General features: G+C 73.3%; 12 protein-coding genes. 6 read left to right on the forward strand and 6 right to left on the reverse strand.

Going from position 1 to position 15,523, the window contains the following annotated elements; all coding sequences use genetic code 11:
- The first annotated feature begins 13 nt into the window (after positions 1-13).
- From MKP15_RS14485 to MKP15_RS14500, 4 genes are read left to right on the forward strand one after another with little or no spacing between them, the layout of a single operon-like run.
- Entirely contained in the window at positions 14-916 is a 903-nt protein-coding gene (locus MKP15_RS14485) for a DUF58 domain-containing protein (RefSeq protein WP_240213188.1), read from the forward strand.
- Positions 913-2,064, forward strand: coding sequence for a BatA domain-containing protein (locus MKP15_RS14490; protein WP_240213189.1), 1,152 nt, complete (start codon positions 913-915; stop codon positions 2,062-2,064). The genes MKP15_RS14485 and MKP15_RS14490 overlap by 4 nt, the downstream gene beginning before the upstream one ends.
- Positions 2,061-4,193, forward strand: a complete 2,133-nt coding sequence (locus tag MKP15_RS14495) for a DUF4175 domain-containing protein (protein ID WP_240213190.1) — start codon at positions 2,061-2,063, stop codon at positions 4,191-4,193. The genes MKP15_RS14490 and MKP15_RS14495 overlap by 4 nt, the downstream gene beginning before the upstream one ends.
- Complete coding sequence (locus tag MKP15_RS14500; RefSeq protein WP_240213191.1) at positions 4,190-5,962, forward strand: carboxypeptidase regulatory-like domain-containing protein; 1,773 nt, start codon at positions 4,190-4,192, stop codon at positions 5,960-5,962. The genes MKP15_RS14495 and MKP15_RS14500 overlap by 4 nt, the downstream gene beginning before the upstream one ends.
- A 728-nt stretch (positions 5,963-6,690) precedes the next feature.
- On the opposite strand, the gene MKP15_RS14505 is transcribed toward MKP15_RS14500, so the two are convergent.
- The 5 genes from MKP15_RS14505 to tmk all read right to left on the reverse strand — a co-directional run bounded on the left by MKP15_RS14505 (position 6,691) and on the right by tmk (position 12,531).
- The gene (locus MKP15_RS14505; RefSeq protein ID WP_240213192.1) at positions 6,691-8,610 is read right to left on the reverse strand and encodes a peptidase M61; all 1,920 of its coding nucleotides are present in this window, start codon (positions 8,608-8,610) and stop codon (positions 6,691-6,693) included.
- A 96-nt stretch (positions 8,611-8,706) separates the two neighbouring features.
- Positions 8,707-9,873, reverse strand: a complete 1,167-nt coding sequence (locus MKP15_RS14510; protein WP_240213193.1) for an OmpA family protein — start codon at positions 9,871-9,873, stop codon at positions 8,707-8,709.
- Positions 9,874-10,044: 171 nt separating this feature from the next.
- The gene (locus MKP15_RS14515) at positions 10,045-10,794 is read right to left on the reverse strand and encodes a PIN domain-containing protein (protein WP_233996266.1); all 750 of its coding nucleotides are present in this window, start codon (positions 10,792-10,794) and stop codon (positions 10,045-10,047) included.
- Positions 10,795-10,860: 66 nt separating this feature from the next.
- Positions 10,861-11,838, reverse strand: a complete 978-nt coding sequence (gene rlmF, locus MKP15_RS14520; protein ID WP_275692587.1) for a 23S rRNA (adenine(1618)-N(6))-methyltransferase RlmF — start codon at positions 11,836-11,838, stop codon at positions 10,861-10,863.
- Between the two features lie 15 nt (positions 11,839-11,853).
- Positions 11,854-12,531: a dTMP kinase gene (tmk, locus tag MKP15_RS14525; RefSeq protein WP_161615524.1), complete on the reverse strand. Its 678-nt coding sequence runs from the start codon at positions 12,529-12,531 to the stop codon at positions 11,854-11,856.
- Positions 12,532-12,709: 178 nt separating this feature from the next.
- Here tmk and MKP15_RS14530 point away from each other — a divergent pair, with 178 nt between their 5' ends.
- Positions 12,710-13,126 carry a nuclear transport factor 2 family protein gene (locus MKP15_RS14530; protein WP_240213206.1) on the forward strand — a complete coding sequence of 139 codons (417 nt, stop codon included), beginning with the start codon at positions 12,710-12,712 and terminating at the stop codon, positions 13,124-13,126.
- 55 nt (positions 13,127-13,181) lie between these two features.
- On the forward strand, positions 13,182-14,384 hold the full coding sequence (locus MKP15_RS14535) for a DUF3667 domain-containing protein (RefSeq protein WP_240213195.1): 1,203 nt from the start codon (positions 13,182-13,184) through the stop codon (positions 14,382-14,384).
- Positions 14,385-14,400: 16 nt separating this feature from the next.
- Here MKP15_RS14535 and MKP15_RS14540 read toward each other — a convergent pair whose 3' ends face one another.
- Positions 14,401-15,426, reverse strand: a complete 1,026-nt coding sequence (locus MKP15_RS14540) for an AI-2E family transporter (RefSeq protein WP_161615527.1) — start codon at positions 15,424-15,426, stop codon at positions 14,401-14,403.
- Between the last annotated feature and the right edge of the window lie 97 nt (positions 15,427-15,523).

Consider the following 15,523-nt stretch of genomic DNA (forward strand, 5'->3'; position numbering starts at 1 on the left):
GCCCGCACCCACCTTGGCCGCCACCGCGCCACCGCTGATTCCCGCCGACGTGCGCAGCCGCCTGCGCGGCCTGCGGCTGCTGCCGCAACGGGCCAGCGGCAGCCGCGGTATCGGAGTGCACGCCAGCCGCAGCCGCGGCGCCGGGCTCGAGTTCGCGCAGTACCGTGCCTACGAGCCCGGCGACGAGCCGCGCCAGATCGACTGGAAGCTCTACGCGCGCTCGGACCGCTTCTTCGTGCGCGAATCCGAACGCGAAAGCCCGCTCACGGTATGGCTGCTGCTCGATACCAGCGCCTCGATGGCGCAGGCCGACCAGGCGCGGCGCGACTGGACCCGCCTGCAGGCCGCCTGCGCCCTGGCCGCGTGCGTGGCGCAATTGGCGCTGCAGCAGGGCGACGCCTTCGGCCTGATCGCCATCGGCGGCGACGGCGTGCGCCTGGTCCCGGCCGGCCATGGCCTGCGCCAGCGCGACCGCGTGCATCTGCAGCTGCATGCCCTGCGCGCGCAGGGCCGGTGGCCGGCGCACGCAACGCTGGCGCCGGTATGGGAACGCATCGCCGGCAACGACCTGGTGGTGATGATCGGCGACGGCTTCGACGACACCGCCATCGCCCTGGCCGAACGCCTGGCCCGGGCCGGCCGCGATGTCGTGCACCTGCAGCTGCTGACCGCCGAGGAGCGCGACTTCCCGTTCCGCGACGGCCATCGTTTCCGCGACCCGGAAACCGGCGATGAACTGCTCGGCGACGGCGCCCTGCTGCGTGCCGGTTACCGGGCGCGCTTCGCCGAGGCGCGGCGCACGCTGGATGCACGGCTGCAGGCCGCGGGCATCCGCCATGACACCGGCTTCCTCGACGAGCCCATCGACGCCCCGCTGCAACGCCTGGCCGGTGGCCGCGGAGGCAGCGGCGCATGAGCCTGGTGTGGCTGTTCCCCGCGGGGCTGGCCGCGCTGGCGGCGCTGCTGCTGCCGTTGCTGATCCACCTGGCGCGGCGCGACGAGCAGCGGCTGATCGATTTCGCCGCGCTGCGCTGGCTGTCGGCCAGGCCACGCCCGCGCCGGCGCATCCGCTTCGACGACTGGCCGCTGCTGCTGGTGCGGCTGCTGCTGCTCGCGCTGCTGGCGGTGCTGCTGGCGCGGCCGGCGCTGCACGGCGTCGAGGACGATGCGCCGCGCGTCGCCGTGGCGCCCGGCGTGGACATCGCCGCCGCGCGCGGCGCGACGGGCAGCGGTGACGCGCGCTGGCTGTGGCTGGCGCCGGGCTTCCCCGCGGTCGATGCGGGCGCCGCGCCCCCGCCCGCGCAGCCGCTCGCCAGCCTGCTGCGCGAACTGGATGCGACGCTGCCGGCCGGCGCGCCGCTCACCGTGGTCGTGCCGTCGGTGCTGGACGGACTGGACGCGCAGCTGCCGCGGTTGTCACGCGCGGTACGCTGGCAGGTCGTCGCGGCCGCGCCGCCCGCCGCCGCTGCCACCGCCGCGCCGGCACCGCGCCTGCACATCCGCCATGACCCCGCCGGCGCCAGCGCCCTGCCGTGGCTGCGGGCCGTCGGCCAGGCATGGAACGCCGCCACGCCGGCGGACATCGGCGGCGACGACCAGCCCTTCACCGACGACGCGGGCGTGCGCGTCTGGCTGTCGGCCAGACCGGTTCCCGCCACCGTGCAGGCATGGGCGCGCGCGGGCGGCCGGTTGCTGGTCGATGCGCGCACGCCGCTGCCGGCCGACACCCAGCGCCTGCCGGTCTGGCACGACGACAGCGGCGCGCCGGTGATCGAACAGGTGGCCGGCGGCGGTGGACGCTGGCTGCGCTGGGCCGCGCCGCTGCAGCCGGCCACCCTGCCGGTGCTGCTGGACGCCGGGTTCCCGCAGCACCTGCGCGACGTGCTGCAGGCGCCGCCGGCACCGACGCGGGCGCTGGCCGCGGCCATGGCGCCGGGCCGCGGCGCGGCCGCCTGGCCGCAGCCGGCGTACGAACCCGTGCCGTGGCTGGCCGCCGCCATCGCCCTGCTGTTCCTGCTGGAACGCTGGCTCGCCAGCGCGCGCCGGCGCCGGGGGCCGCCATGAACCCGCAGGCCCTGCTGCGTGGCGCGCGGCGCCGGGTATTGCTGATCGTCCTGGCCGGCGGCGTGCCGCTGGCACTGGCGGCGGGCGCGCTCGCGATGCGCCTGGCCGGTTTCGACGCCGGCAGCGTGGCCCTCACCCTGGCGCTGCTCGCCGTCGCCACTGTCGCCACCTGGCGCGCACGGCGCCTGGACACCCGCTGGCTGATCGCGCGCCTGGACCAGCAACCGCGCCTGGAGGACAGCGCCGACCTGCTGTTCGCCGCGCCGGAAACGCTGAACCCGCTGCAGCAGCGCCAGCGCGCGCGCATCGAACAGCGCCTGCGCGCGGCGCCGCCCGACCTGCGCCCACGCTGGCCGTGGCCGCGCTTGGCCGCGTGCTTCGGCGCCGCACTGCTGGTCGCCGCCGCCGCACTGCTGTGGCCGCGCACTGCCGCGGTGGTCGCGGGCGGCCACGATGCCTCCGCGACTGCCGCTGCCCCATCCGCGCCGCCCGCGCTGCGCGGCACGCGGCTGCAGGTGACGCCGCCCGCCTATACCGGCCAGCCCACCAGCGCCGGCGCGAAGCTCGACGCGCGCGCCCTGCAGGGCAGCCGCCTGCACTGGCAACTGCGCTTCGCACCGCAGCCGCAACAGGCATGGCTGCAGTTCCACGATGGCCGCCGGCTGCCGCTGCAGCGCGACGGCGACCACTGGCAGACCCGCGAAACCCTGCAGCGCTCCGGCCTGTACCGCATCGCCACCGAACCGGCGCTGGCCGGGGCCGGGCGCGCGTGGCGGCTGGAGGTGGTGCCGGACCGGCCGCCGCAGGTGAAGGTGATCGAACCGGTGCAGACGCTGACCCGCGCCGCGCCGCGCCAGCGCCGCTGGCCGCTGCGGTTCGAAGCGCGCGACGATTTCGGCGTCGCCGCCGGCGCGGTGCTGGAGCTCACCACCGCCAAGGGCAGCGGCGAGAACATCGACTTCCAGCAGCGCCGCATCGAGCTGGCCGGCAGTGGCCCGGCCACCGCGCGCCGTTTCGCCTACGACGTCGACCTGGCGGCGCTGGGCGTCGGCCCCGGCGACGAGGTGGTGGCGCGCCTGGGCGTGCGCGACAACCGCGCGCCGCAGCCGCAGGAAGCGCGCAGCCCCAGCCTGATCCTGCGCCTGCCCAGCGCGCAGGAAGTGCAGACCAGCGACCTGGAAGGCGCAATCAAGAAAGTGATGCCGGCCTATTTCCGCAGCCAGCGCCAGATCATCATCGACGCCGAGGCATTGCTGAAGCAGCGCGGCGCGCTCGATGCCGACACCTTCACCCGGCGGGCCGATGCCATCGGCGTGGACCAGCGCATCCTGCGCCTGCGCTATGGCCAGTTCCTCGGCGAGGAGGCCGAGGGCGGCGCCAAACCGCCGCCAACCAGCGACAGCGCGCCCACCGGCGACACCGCGGCCAGTGAGCACGCGCACGACGATGGCCATGACCATGGCGAGGCCGGCGACGGCAGCGCAGCGGCGTTCGGCAGCGCCACCGACGTACTCGCCGAGTACGGCCATACCCACGACCACGCCGAGGCCGCCACCCTGCTGGATCCGCAGACCCGCGCCATCCTCAAGGCCGCGCTCGACCAGATGTGGCAGTCCGAAGGGCACCTGCGCCAGGGCCATCCCGACCAGGCGCTGCCCTACGCCTACAAGGCGCTGGGTTTCATCAAGCAGGTGCAGCAGGCCGAGCGCGTCTACCTGGCGCGGGTCGGCCCCGAGCTGCCGCCGATCGACCTGGCGCGGCGCATGGGCGGCAAGCGCGACGGGCTGGGCAACCGCGGCCTGCAGCTGCCGCCACGCAAGCCCGGCGACCGCACCCCGGTGGACGCATGGCGGGCGCTGGCGGCGGCGGACGCGGCGGTCGACCTGGACGCGCTCTCGCGCTGGCTCGATGCGCATCCGCAGACGGTGCCCGACCCGCTCGACATCGCCGCCGCCATCGACGCACTGCGCCAGCAACCGGATTGCCATGCCTGCCGCCAGCGCCTGCGCGACCAGCTGTGGCCGGCGCTGCCGCGCGCCCCCGGGCCGCCGGCGCGGCGCGATGCCGCCGACGCCATGGGCCGTCGCTACCTGGATGCCCTGGCCGCACCGCAGGAGACCGCGCGATGAGTGCCTGGCTGCCGTTGGGGGTCATCGCCCTGGCCGTACTGCTCGCCAGCCTGCGCCTGTGCCTGCCGCCACGACCGCCGCGCGCACGCCTGGCAGTGCAGCTGGTGCTGCAGCTGGCGGCGGCGCTGCTGCTCGGGCTGGCGCTGTTCCCGCCACGCCAGGCGGTGCCTGCCGATACGCTGCTGGTCGCCACCGCCGGCACGCGCGCGGCGGAGCTGGCGGCGGTTCGTGCCGCCATCCGGGTACGCCTGCCGGAAGCGCCGGCGCTGGCGGGGGTGGAGCGGGTACCCGACCTGGCCACCGCCCTGCGCCAGCACCCTGGCACCCGCGAACTGGTCATCGTCGGCCAGGGCCTGCCGGCGCGCGACCGCGATGCCACACTGCCGCCGCTGCGCTTCCTGCCCGGTGCCGCGCCGCAGGGCCTGGTCGAACTGCAGGCGCCGCCACCGCTCGCCGCGGGCGCGCGCTTCGAGGTGGGCGCACGCGTGCACGGCCTGCCGCAGGCGCGGGTGGAGCTGCTCGACCCGGCCGGGCATCGCGTCGCCCTCGCCGCCCCCGGTGACGGCGGTCGCGTCCGCCTGGCGGCCAGCGCGCGCGACGCCGGCGACGTCGAGTTCACCCTGCGCGTGCTCGACCGCGAGGGCAGGCGGCTCGACCAGGTACCGGTGCCGGTGCGCGTGCGCCCGCTGCCGGCGCCCACGCTGCGCCTGCTGGCCGGCGCCCCGGGGCCGGAACTGAAGTACCTGCAGCGCTGGGCCGCCGACAGCGGCGCCACCGTGCAGACCGGCATCCATGTCGGTGGCGGGGTGCAGCTGGGCGATGCACCGGCGGCGATCGAGCCGGCCAGCCTCGCCCGGCTCGACCTGCTGCTGCTCGACGAGCGCCGCCTGGCGGCGCTGTCCTCGGCGCAGCGCGCGGCCATCGCCGCGGCGATGCGCGACGGCCTCGGCGTGCTGGTGCGCATGGGCGGCGCGCTGGACGCCAATGCCAGGCGCACCCTGCGCGACTGGGGGCTGGAGGTGCGCGGTGGCGAACGGACCGCCACGCTGAAGCTGCGCGATGCCGATACGGGCGCGGATGCGGATGCAGATACTGACGGTGGGCGCGCGCCCGCGGCGCCGGCCATCGAGCGCTTCGACCTGGCGTTCGCCAATCCCGGCGTGGTGCCGCTGCTGCGCGCCGCCGACGGCAGCGCGATCGGCGGCTGGCGCGCCGTCGGCCGCGGCCGCATCGGCCTGTTGCCGGTCGCCGACAGCTACACCCTGGTGCTGGCCGGCCACGCCGACACCCATGCCGAACTGTGGAACCAGGTGCTGGCGGTGCTGGCGCGGCCGCTGCCGGCATCGCCGCTGGCACGGCTGCCCGCCTGGGCCTGGGCCGGTGAGCGCACCGCGCTGTGCGGGCTGCCCGACGGCACCCGGATCGAAGCCCCCGATGGCGGCACGACCCCCCTGCTGGCCGATCCACGCGCCGGCAACTGCAGCGGCTGGTGGCCGCGGCAGGCCGGCTGGCACCGCGTCGTCGCCGGCGATACCAGCGCCGGGATACGGGTCATCGCCCCGGCCGACGCACGCGCCCTGCACGCGCAGGCCACGCGCGAGGCCACTTCAGCCTTGCGCGGCAGCACCGGAATTACCGCAGCATCCGCGCTGCCGGTGCCCGGCCCCCGCTGGCCGTGGCTGCTGGGCTTCATTGGCGTGGCGGCACTGCTGTGGTGGCTGGAGCGGCGGCGCCCGGCTGTCATCCGCCGTGCCACAGGCGCGCCGTAGGCCGCGACCGGTGCTTCCGCGGGGTCTCCGGCGACGCCCTGCGGCGCCCTGCGATCGCTGGCCATGACCGCCCGGCGGCGTCACCGCGCGCGGGGAGCAGCAGCCAGCGGTACGGCGTCGTGCCCGGGTATTCCCCCGGCCGGAGCGCCATCCGGGCGATGCCCCGGGGGTCGCCAACTCCCGCAGCGGCGCGGCAGGGTGGCGTCGCTGTTGCGGTGGCGTGCTTTTGCCTCAGATTGGCGGACAGAGGCCCGCTTCCCCGCGCACCGCGTACCGGTCGGCGGGTCGGCGGGTCGGCGGGTCGGCGGGTCGGCGGGTCGATGATCCCGGCATCGGATGCAACCCGCAGCACGTTACTGTGCGCCGGCCTTCAGCTCACGGGTGCCGCACCCGCCGCCGGATCGCACCCGTCCGGCTTCCGGCCTGGCACCCGGCCCCCTCCCGCGACCACGACCCGTGCGAGCTGCCCGGGCGCGATGGGCCTGTCCTTGCCGGCCTGCGGCAAGCGGCTGACCGGCTCGATCCGGAGCGGGCATCGGGCAAAGCACCCTGCCGCCGGCGGCTGCCGGTGCCTGGCAGGCAGGCGCGCGCAGCGGCATGCCTGCCGTGACAGGCAACGGGGGCGGCGATCCGCGGCCGTCCGCTGGCCACTTCACCTCGTGGACAGGGCAGGCTGACCAGATGCCCGCCTGCCCCGTCCAATGTCCGCCCGTTGCCTTCCGCCGCTTTTACCTGCGCGCGCTGAAGATCGGCGTCAGGTAGTCGGGGGTGCCCTCGATGCGCTGCAGCGACGGGTAGCGCAGGCCGCCGCGGTAGTCGATGGCGAACGTGCGGTACACGTCCATGTCCTTGACCAGCAGGCGGATCGGCTGCTGGCCGTCCTTTGCCGCGCGCACCGCGTCCTCCAGCTCCCCGGCGCTGTACTGCAGGTCGTTGACCGCCAGCACCTGCATGCCGCTGCCGAGGCCGGCGTTGAACGCCGGGCTGTCCCAGCGCACCTCGCCGATGCGGCCATTGCCGTCCAGCGACAGCCCCAGCGAGTAGATGAAGCTGGCGCCGCGGCCCTTCATCGTCGCCGTGTAGTAGGCGCTGGACGTGTCGGTGTAGACCAGCTTCCAGCCGGACGCCTCGATGCCGCCGGTCAGGCCCACCCGGCGCTCGAGGCGGTCGCGCAGGAATCGCGCCCAGTCGCCGGTGGGCTGCACCTGTTCCAGGGTCGCGGCGACGTCCTCGAAGGTGTAGGTGTCCGGTCGTTGCCATTGGCCGTCGTTCTTTCCGAAGAAGGCGCGGGCGAAATCATCCAGGCTGCGCCTGCCGCTGCTGAGCCGGCGGATGCGCACGTCCGCTTCCAGCCACAGCATCTGCCCGCCCTGGTAGTAGTCCTCGCTCATCTGGTAACCGCGGTAGGGCTTGGGCTTGCGGCGCGCGATCACCGGGTCGTTGGTGGTGTCGCCCAGCGAGCGCCATTCCAGGCCGGGGCGGTTGTCGGCGTAGGTGGCCGCGACCAGCGCCAGCGCGTCGCGCGAGGCATCCAGCGGGCGGATGCCGGAACGCGCGGTCAACACGTTGCCCCAGTACTGGGTCTGGCCCTCGTAGACCCACAGCAGGCTGCCCTGCATCGGCACGTTGTAGTTTAGCGTCGCCAGGTCGGCCGGGCGCCGGTACTTGCCGTCCCACGAATGCGTGTACTCGTGGCCGAGCAGGTCGCTGCTGCCGACCTTGGGATTCCAGCCGCTGAAATAGTCGCGGTCCTCGCTGTTCTCGCTGGAGCGCTGGTGCTCCAGTCCAATGCCGCCGAGCTGGCTGGTCACCGCGAACAGGAAATCGTAGTGGTTGTAGTGCTCGGCGCCGAACAGCCGGCGCGCCTGGGTCACCAGCGCGCGGTGCTGGGCGATGTGCTCGGGCTTGGCCTCCAGGTCCTTGGCGCGGTCGGCGAACACGTTCAGGCGCACCGGCCGGGTGCCGGCCGGGGCCAGATCGAAGGTACGGTGGTAGCGGCCGGCGAACACCGGCGAATCGACCAGGATCTCCAGGTTGGTCGGCGCGTAATGCACGGTGTCGCCGTCGCGGCGCTCGACCTCCAGCGCACTGGCCGCTTCCCAGCCCTGCGGGTAGCGGGCGCTGGCGCGGTAGCTGATGGCGTGCGCGGCATGGCCGGCCGGGTACAGCACCATCGCGATCCACTGCAGGTTGAGCATGTTCGGGGTCATCACCGTGCGCCCCTGCGCGGCATCGGTGGGGCTGAGGAACTGGTAGTCCATGCGCAGCTCGGCCACGCCTTCGGGCACCTGCACGTTGAAGGTGAAGACGTCGAGCGGATCGCGGGTCCATTCCAGGCGCTGGCCGTTGCCGGTGACGACCAGCCCGGCCAGCTTCTCGATCGCGCCACTGGCGGCATGGTTGCCCGGCAGCCATGCCGGATAGTGGAACCGCTGCAGCCCGGGCCGCACCGGCACGGTCTGGCGCACCTTGAACACCCGCTGGCCGAGGTCGGTGGCATCCACCTCCAGCCGGATCGTGCCCGGATAGGCCGCCTCGCTGATGGCGACGCCGCGGGCGTCGGTGGCGGGCACGGCCGGGGTGGCGTGTGCCAGGCCCAGGGCGGCCATCAGTGCCAGTCCCAGCAGGGCGGGGCGGATCGGGTGCATCGGCAGGTCTCGCGTCGGTTCGGGACCGCGATGATCGCCGCAGCCGCTACCCGGCGCACGGGCCGTTAGCCATGCCCCGGCCTGCGAGAACCCGGCTCAGGTCCGCACGAAGATCTCCACGCGGCGGTTGAGCTGGCGGCCGCCGGGGTTGTCCCGCCCGTCGACGTCGTTGGGCGCCACCGGCTGCGCCTCGCCATAGCCACGCGCGCTGGCGTCCTGCGCCACGCCGCGCTGGCGCAACGCCGCCACCACCGCCTGCGCGCGCCGCTCGGACAGCGCCTGGTTGTAGTCGTCGCTGCCCTTGGCGTCGGTATGGCCGCGGACTTCGATGGCGCGCGAGGGCACCTTCTGCAGCGCGGTGGCCAGCGCGTCCAGCACCTTGCCGGCGTCGGCGCGCACCTGCGCCTTGTCGAAGTCGAACAGCACCTTGTCGTTGAGGGTGACGACGAAGCCGCATGGCGCGCCGGACGGCCTGAACTTGTCCAGCAGCGGGAAGCGCCCGGCCGGCGGCAGCGGCGGCAGCGGCGCCATGCGCACCTCGCGCGCGACCGCGCCCACGGTACCGGTGCCGTCGCCGCGGTTCTCGGCGATGCCTTCGGGCCCGCCGATCCAGCGCCCGGAGCCATCGGCGCGGACCTCGATGCTGCCTTCTTCGCCCACCCACAGGCCCGAGCCATCGCCATGGTTCTCGATGTTGCCGAAGTCGCCCACCCAGGTGCCGCCCCCCTTGCCGTCCAGCTCGATATGCCCATGCTCGCCGACATAGGTGCCGGAGCCGTCGGCCTTCACCTCGAAGGTGCCGGCACTGTTGACGATGCTGCCGCTGCCATCGGGATTGACCCGCACCACATCCTCGTCGGTCACCGCCAGGCCGCTGCCATCGGCGGCCACCTCGAACACGCCCTCGCCGGCAACGCGCTGCAGGTTGCCGGCGGCATCGAGATTGGTGAAGCCGCTCTCGTTGACCAGCGCGCCGTCGGTGGCGCAGTTCGCCGGGCGCACGCTGATGCCGGCCACCGGGTCGATCAGTGCCTGCATCGAGGCTTCCAGCTGCTTCTGCGCCGGGCCGCTGCCGACGAGGCTGGGCACCATGATCGGCGGGATCGCCGGGAACTCGAAAGCGGCATCGGCCGGCGTCGCATCCGCCTGTTCCTGCGTCGCCACGGCGGCCGCCTCCGCTTGCGTGGCGGCCGGCGGTGACGACGGGCTGCAGGCCGGCAGCAGCAGGGTCAGGCAGGCCAGCGACAGGGGGGTAAGGCGCATGCAGCAGCTCCTGGGTCGGGGAGCCGCACTGTCGGCGATGCCGCGTTCAGGCCCTGTGACCAGCCACCACCCGGGGCGTCGGCGGACACCGTGCAGCGCGGGCTGCCTGCCTGCACGATGGGCGCGGCCGCCCCGGGACGCGGCCATGCCGCCGGCCGGAGCCCATGGCGCTCAGTCGTAGCGCACCTTCAGGCCATCCAGCTTCACCACGCCGGCCTGTTCCAGGCCGGCCACGATCGCCCCCACGTCGTCGGCGCCGATCTGGTTCTGGAAGTGCGCGGCGACATGCTTCTTCAATGCGGCGAGGGTTCCCGGCCGCCCGGTTTTCGTCTTCGACAGTACGGTCTTCATCCGCGTCAGCCGCTGCATGGCCGTGGCGGGCGCCGCGGCGACCGGTGCATCGGGCAGCGGCCGCGGGGGCGCTTTGTCCACCACCACCGTCACCGCGTTCGCCTTGGGTTTCGGTTTCGGTTGCGCCGCGGGCACCGCGCTCACCTCGGTGGCCGCGGCCGATGCGAACAGCGGCATGCCGGCGATCGCCGTCGAGCGGCAGGCGAATATCTTCCTGCCCTTCAGGTGTTCCACCAGCGGATCGAAGCCGGTGTCACGGGAAATGATGTGGAAGAACCCACGCGGGTCGCTGGCGGACAACTGGCCGATGTAGAACGCGATATGGAAATCCAGCGCATTGGGGCCATTGCCCGAGATGCGCACGTAATCGGCACGCTCGCGCATGGCCTGCATCTGTATCGCCAGCTCGGCCGACAGCTTGGCCTGGCCGGCACCCACGAACACCCACAGGCGGATGTCCGCACGGTCCAGAAGCCGCAGGTCGGTGGGCTGCACGTTCTCGTGATCGATCAACACGTAGTTGATGCGGCCACTCCCCATGGACAGTTGTCCGACGGCCTCGCTCGGCATGCTGCACGCTCCCTGTTTCCCGGGCGCATCATGGCCCGACGGCAGCCGATGTTCCAATGGCGGCGGTTACCCCGCCGGCCACCCGGCCCGGCGCGCGGCGGCGTGGAAGGTCCAGGCGACGAACCGGCTCTGCTTGCTGCCCTGCGCCATCGCCACTTCACGCACCTCGAGCGCGCCGGCACGGGACAGTTGCCGGTGCAGGTCGGCCAGGTGCTCGCGCTTGGCGACCAGCGAGCTGAACCACAGCACCTGGGCCTGTACGGCCACGCTCTCGCGGATCATCCGCCGCAGGAACGAGGCCTCGCCGCCGGTGCACCACAGCTCGTTGGCCTGGCCGCCGAAGTTCAACAGCGGCGGCCTGCCGCGCGGCGCGGGCTTGCCGTCGCCAAGATTGCGCAGCTTGCGCTGGCTGCCCTGCGCCGCCTCCCTGGCCGAGGCGTGGAAGGGCGGGTTGCACAGGGTCAGGTGGAAGCGGTCCTGCGCCTGAACCACACCGGCGAACAGGCTGCCGCGCGCGTGCTGCAGGCGCAGTTCGATCAGCCGGTCGAGCCCGTTGCCCTGGACGTTGGCGGCGGCCGAGCGCAGGGCGACGGGATCGATGTCGCTGCCGACGAACGACCAGCTGTACTCGGCCTGGCCGAGCAGCGGATAGATGCAGTTGGCGCCCACGCCGATATCGAGCACGCGCACCCCGGGCCCGCGCGGGATCGTGCCACCGGCGTCGGCGGCCAGCAGGTCGGCCAGGCCGTGCAGGTAATCCGCGCGGCCCGGTACCGGCGGGCACAGGTAGCCGGCGGGGATATCCCAGTGGCCGATGCCGTAGTCGCTGGCCAGCAGCGCGCGGTTGAGTTCGCGTACCGCCAGCGGATCGCTGAAATCGATGCTCTGCCCGCCGTCCGGGGTGCGTCGCAGGTACGCGCGCAGCGCCGGGTTGGCCGCCAGCAGCCGTGCCATGTCGTAACGGCCCTGGTGGCGGTTGCGCGGATGCGGGCCCGCGGCCGCCGGCACGGGGCGCCGCTTCGCCGGGGGCGGAGGCGTCGGCATCGCGGAGGTGGGAGGTCAGTGGCCGGTGGCCGGCGCCGGGTCCTGCGCCTGGAAGCGCCGCAGCGGTCCGCCCTGCCCATCGGCGCGTGCGGCCAGCGCGGCGGCGATGGCCGCACGCGCGTCGCGCAGCACTTCGGCTTCGTTCTGGCTGGCGTCGATCACCTGCTTGCCGGGCAACTCCAGCTGCTGGAAGATCGCCCGGCAACGCTCCAGGTTCTGCGCCGTCTCGAAATGGTTGGGCACGTCGCCGCGGGCGTGGATGCGCGCCAGCCCGGTGGCCGGCGGCAGGTCCAGCAGCAGCAGCAGGTGCGGCCGCGGCGCGAAGGCGTTGAGCTGCAGCAGTTCGTCCACCGGCAGGCCGGCGGCGCCCTGGTAGGCCACCATCGATGGAAAGTAGCGGTCGAGGATCACCACCGCGCCGCGCGCCAGCGCCGGCGCCACCAGTGCTTCGACGTGCTGGCGGCGGTCGCGCAGCAGCAGGTCCACTTCTTCCTGCGGACTCAGCCGCCCGGTCGCCGCCGAGGCCCGCAGCTGCGTGCCCCACGGCCCGTTGGTCGGCTCCTTGCTCAGCACCACCTCGGCGCCGGCCCGCTCCAGCGCCTCGGCCAGCCCCCGCGCCAGCGTGGACTTGCCGGCACCGTCGATGCCCTCGATGGCGATCAACAGGCCGCCGGGAATGTGCTCTTTCGTCATCGCGGTACTGTAGCCGAAGCGGTCCGGCGCACCCACCCTTGACGTGCCGCCGCCGGCCACCCCGCCGCGGGCCAGTGACCATCGGCCCATGCCGCGCGCCGCGGCGGCCGCCACACTGCCGCGACCTGGGAAGGAGCCAGCCATGCCGCCAGCCGCGATGCGCTTTCTGCTACTGGGAATGCTGTGGGTCGCCGGCGGCGCCGGCGCGGCACCGCCGGACGCCGCCACCCTGCGGGCCATCGAGGCCACCGCCCACGACTACATGGACGGACAGCTGGAGGGCGACCCGGCGCGGGTGGCGCGTGCGCTGCACCCGGACCTGGCCAAGCGCAACCTCGTGGACAGGCCCGACGAAACCCTCGGGCTGGGCCGGATGAGCGCGGACGAACTGGTCCGCCTTACCCGCGAAGGCGCGTTGAAGACCCCGCGCGAACAGTGGCAGCGCACGGTGAGCGTGCTGCAGGTGGACGAGGACATCGCCACGGTGCGGCTGGAAAGCCCGTGGTTCATCGACCACCTGCAGATGGGCCGCTTCGACGGCCGCTGGGTGATCGTCAACGCGCTCTGGCACCGCAAGCCGCGACCGCGCAGCTGACCGCGCCGGCAATGCCCGCTATCGTGTCGCGTCCCGGCTTCCACCCGCGCTCCCGATGAACCCGACCCCAGACGACACCGCCGTTGCCGAGGTTCCCGCCGTCGTCCACGCGCACGGGCATGGGGCCTGCGCCAACTGCCGGGCGGCGCTGCAGGGCCATTACTGCCACCACTGCGGGCAGTCGGCGCACAACCCGCTCAAGCACGTGGGGCACGCGATCGAAGAGGTGTTCGAGTCGTTCTGGCACCTGGACGGGCGCATCTTCCGCACGCTGCGCGACCTGCTGGTGCCAGGCCGGGTCGCGCTCAACTACCTCCGCGGCCAGCGCGTGGGCTACGTGCAGCCGCTGCGGCTGTTCGTGATCCTGACCCTGTTCACGTTCTTCGTCGGCAAGCTGACCCTGCATGTCGACGACATGACCCTGAACGGCGGCGACAACACGCTGTTCGCCAACGCGCAGACCGTGCAGGAAGTGGAGGCGATACGCGCGGCGCAGCAGGCCGGGATCGAGCGCCAGCTGGCGGCTTCGCCCGCGGCCACGCCGGCATTCACGGTGGCCATGGCCGCGCTGAACACCGCCGCTGCACGGCGCACCTCCGAACTGCGCGGGCAGCCGGCGCCCGCGCCGGACACCGTGGCCTCGGCGATGACGCGCGCGGCGCAGGCGGCGGGCCAGGCCACCGGGCGCCAGCAGGCTACCGTGTTCGACTCCGACATCAACGGCAGACCCTGGGATCCGGAGACCAATCCGGTGGTGGTGCAGGGCATGCCGGCATTCTTCAACCACTGGCTCAACCAGCGCCTGGCCAACGGCAAGGCCAACGTGGAACGCATGGGCGGCAAGACCGACCTGTACGTGCAGGCCTTCCTCACCGCCCTGCCCGGCGCGCTGTTCTTCCTGATGCCGGTGTTTGCGCTGGTGCTGCGCGTGGCCTACCTGGGCCGCCGCATCGGCTACCTCGAACACCTGGTGGTGGCGCTGTACAGCCATGCCTGGCTGATGCTGGTGCTGCTGGCCACGTTCCTGACGATCGGCGTCACCGGCGCCATCGGCAACCGCGTGGTGAACGCCATCGGCGATGGCATCCACGTGGTGCTGTGGCTGTCGGTTCCCGTCTACCTGCTGTGGATGCAGCAGCGCGTGTACGGCGGCCGCGGGTGGGCGACGCTGGCGCGCTACGTGTTCATCGGCGGCATCTACTTCTGGCTGGTGATCCTGGGGGTGACGTACGCGGCGCTGGCCGGGGTGTCGTCCTGAGCGGCCGGACGCGGGCTCACACCCAGCCCTGGGCCACCAGCTCGCGCTTGACGTAGGCGTAGAACACCGGCGCGGCGACCAGCCCGGACAGGCCGAACGCCGCTTCCATCACCAGCATCGCCAGCAGCAGTTCCCAGGCATGGGCGCGGATCTCGCCGCCGACGATGCGGGCGTTGAGGAAGTACTCCAGCTTGTGGATCACCACCAGGAACAGCAGCGCGGCCACCGCGACGTAGAACGACACCGACAGCGCGACGATGGTGATCACGGTGTTGGAGATCACGTTGCCCACCACCGGCAGCAGGCCGGCGAGGAAGGTGATCAGCACCAGGGTCTTGGCCAGCGGCAGGTGCACGCCCAGCAGCGGCAGCACGCCCAGCAGGAAGATCGCGGTGAACAGGGTGTTGAGCAGCGAGATCTTGAGCTGGGCGAACACCACCTGGCGGAACGCGGTGGCCAGGTGGCTGGTACGGCCGACCAGTTCCCGCGCCAGCGGCCCCATGCGTGGCAGCGGCAATTCGTCGTACAGCGCGATCATCGCGCCCAGCACCATGCCGATCAGCACCCGCACGCCGATCTGCACCGCCGAGGTGCCGGCGACGCCGAGCTGGCGGCGGTGCTCGGCCACCCATTCGTTCACCCCGGCGCGCAGCGCCTGCATGTCCTCGGGGATATACGGCTGCAGCAGCGGCGGCACCTGGTGGCGCGAGGTATTGAGGATTTCCATCAGCTGCGCCAGCAGCGCGTCCGGCCCGCCGGTTTCGTTGCGGAAGAACGACACCACCGCGATGATCGCCAGGCCCAGCAGGCCGATCACCGCCACCGACAGCACGGCCACCGCCATCGCCCGCGCCCGGCCCGGCGGCAGCCGGCCCTCCACGGTCGAAGCCAGCACGTGGCTGAGGTGGAACACCAGCAGGCCGGACAGCAGGGTGACCACCAGGCCCAGTTCCAGCACCGCCCACATGCCCAGCAGCATCAGCACCCAGGCGGCGATGCGCGCCGGCGGCGTCGCTGGCTTCAGGGGGAGGAGGTCGGTCACTGCGGCAGGCCCGTCGAAGATGCGCCATGGTAGGCGATCACGCTGCCGGCCAACCGTGCCGATGCGGCGCTTCCCGGCAGGCGCGGGCGGGAAAGGC

The organism is Stenotrophomonas sp. Y6 (assembly GCF_022436665.1).
Taxonomy (GTDB): Bacteria; Pseudomonadota; Gammaproteobacteria; order Xanthomonadales; family Xanthomonadaceae; genus Stenotrophomonas; species Stenotrophomonas acidaminiphila_A.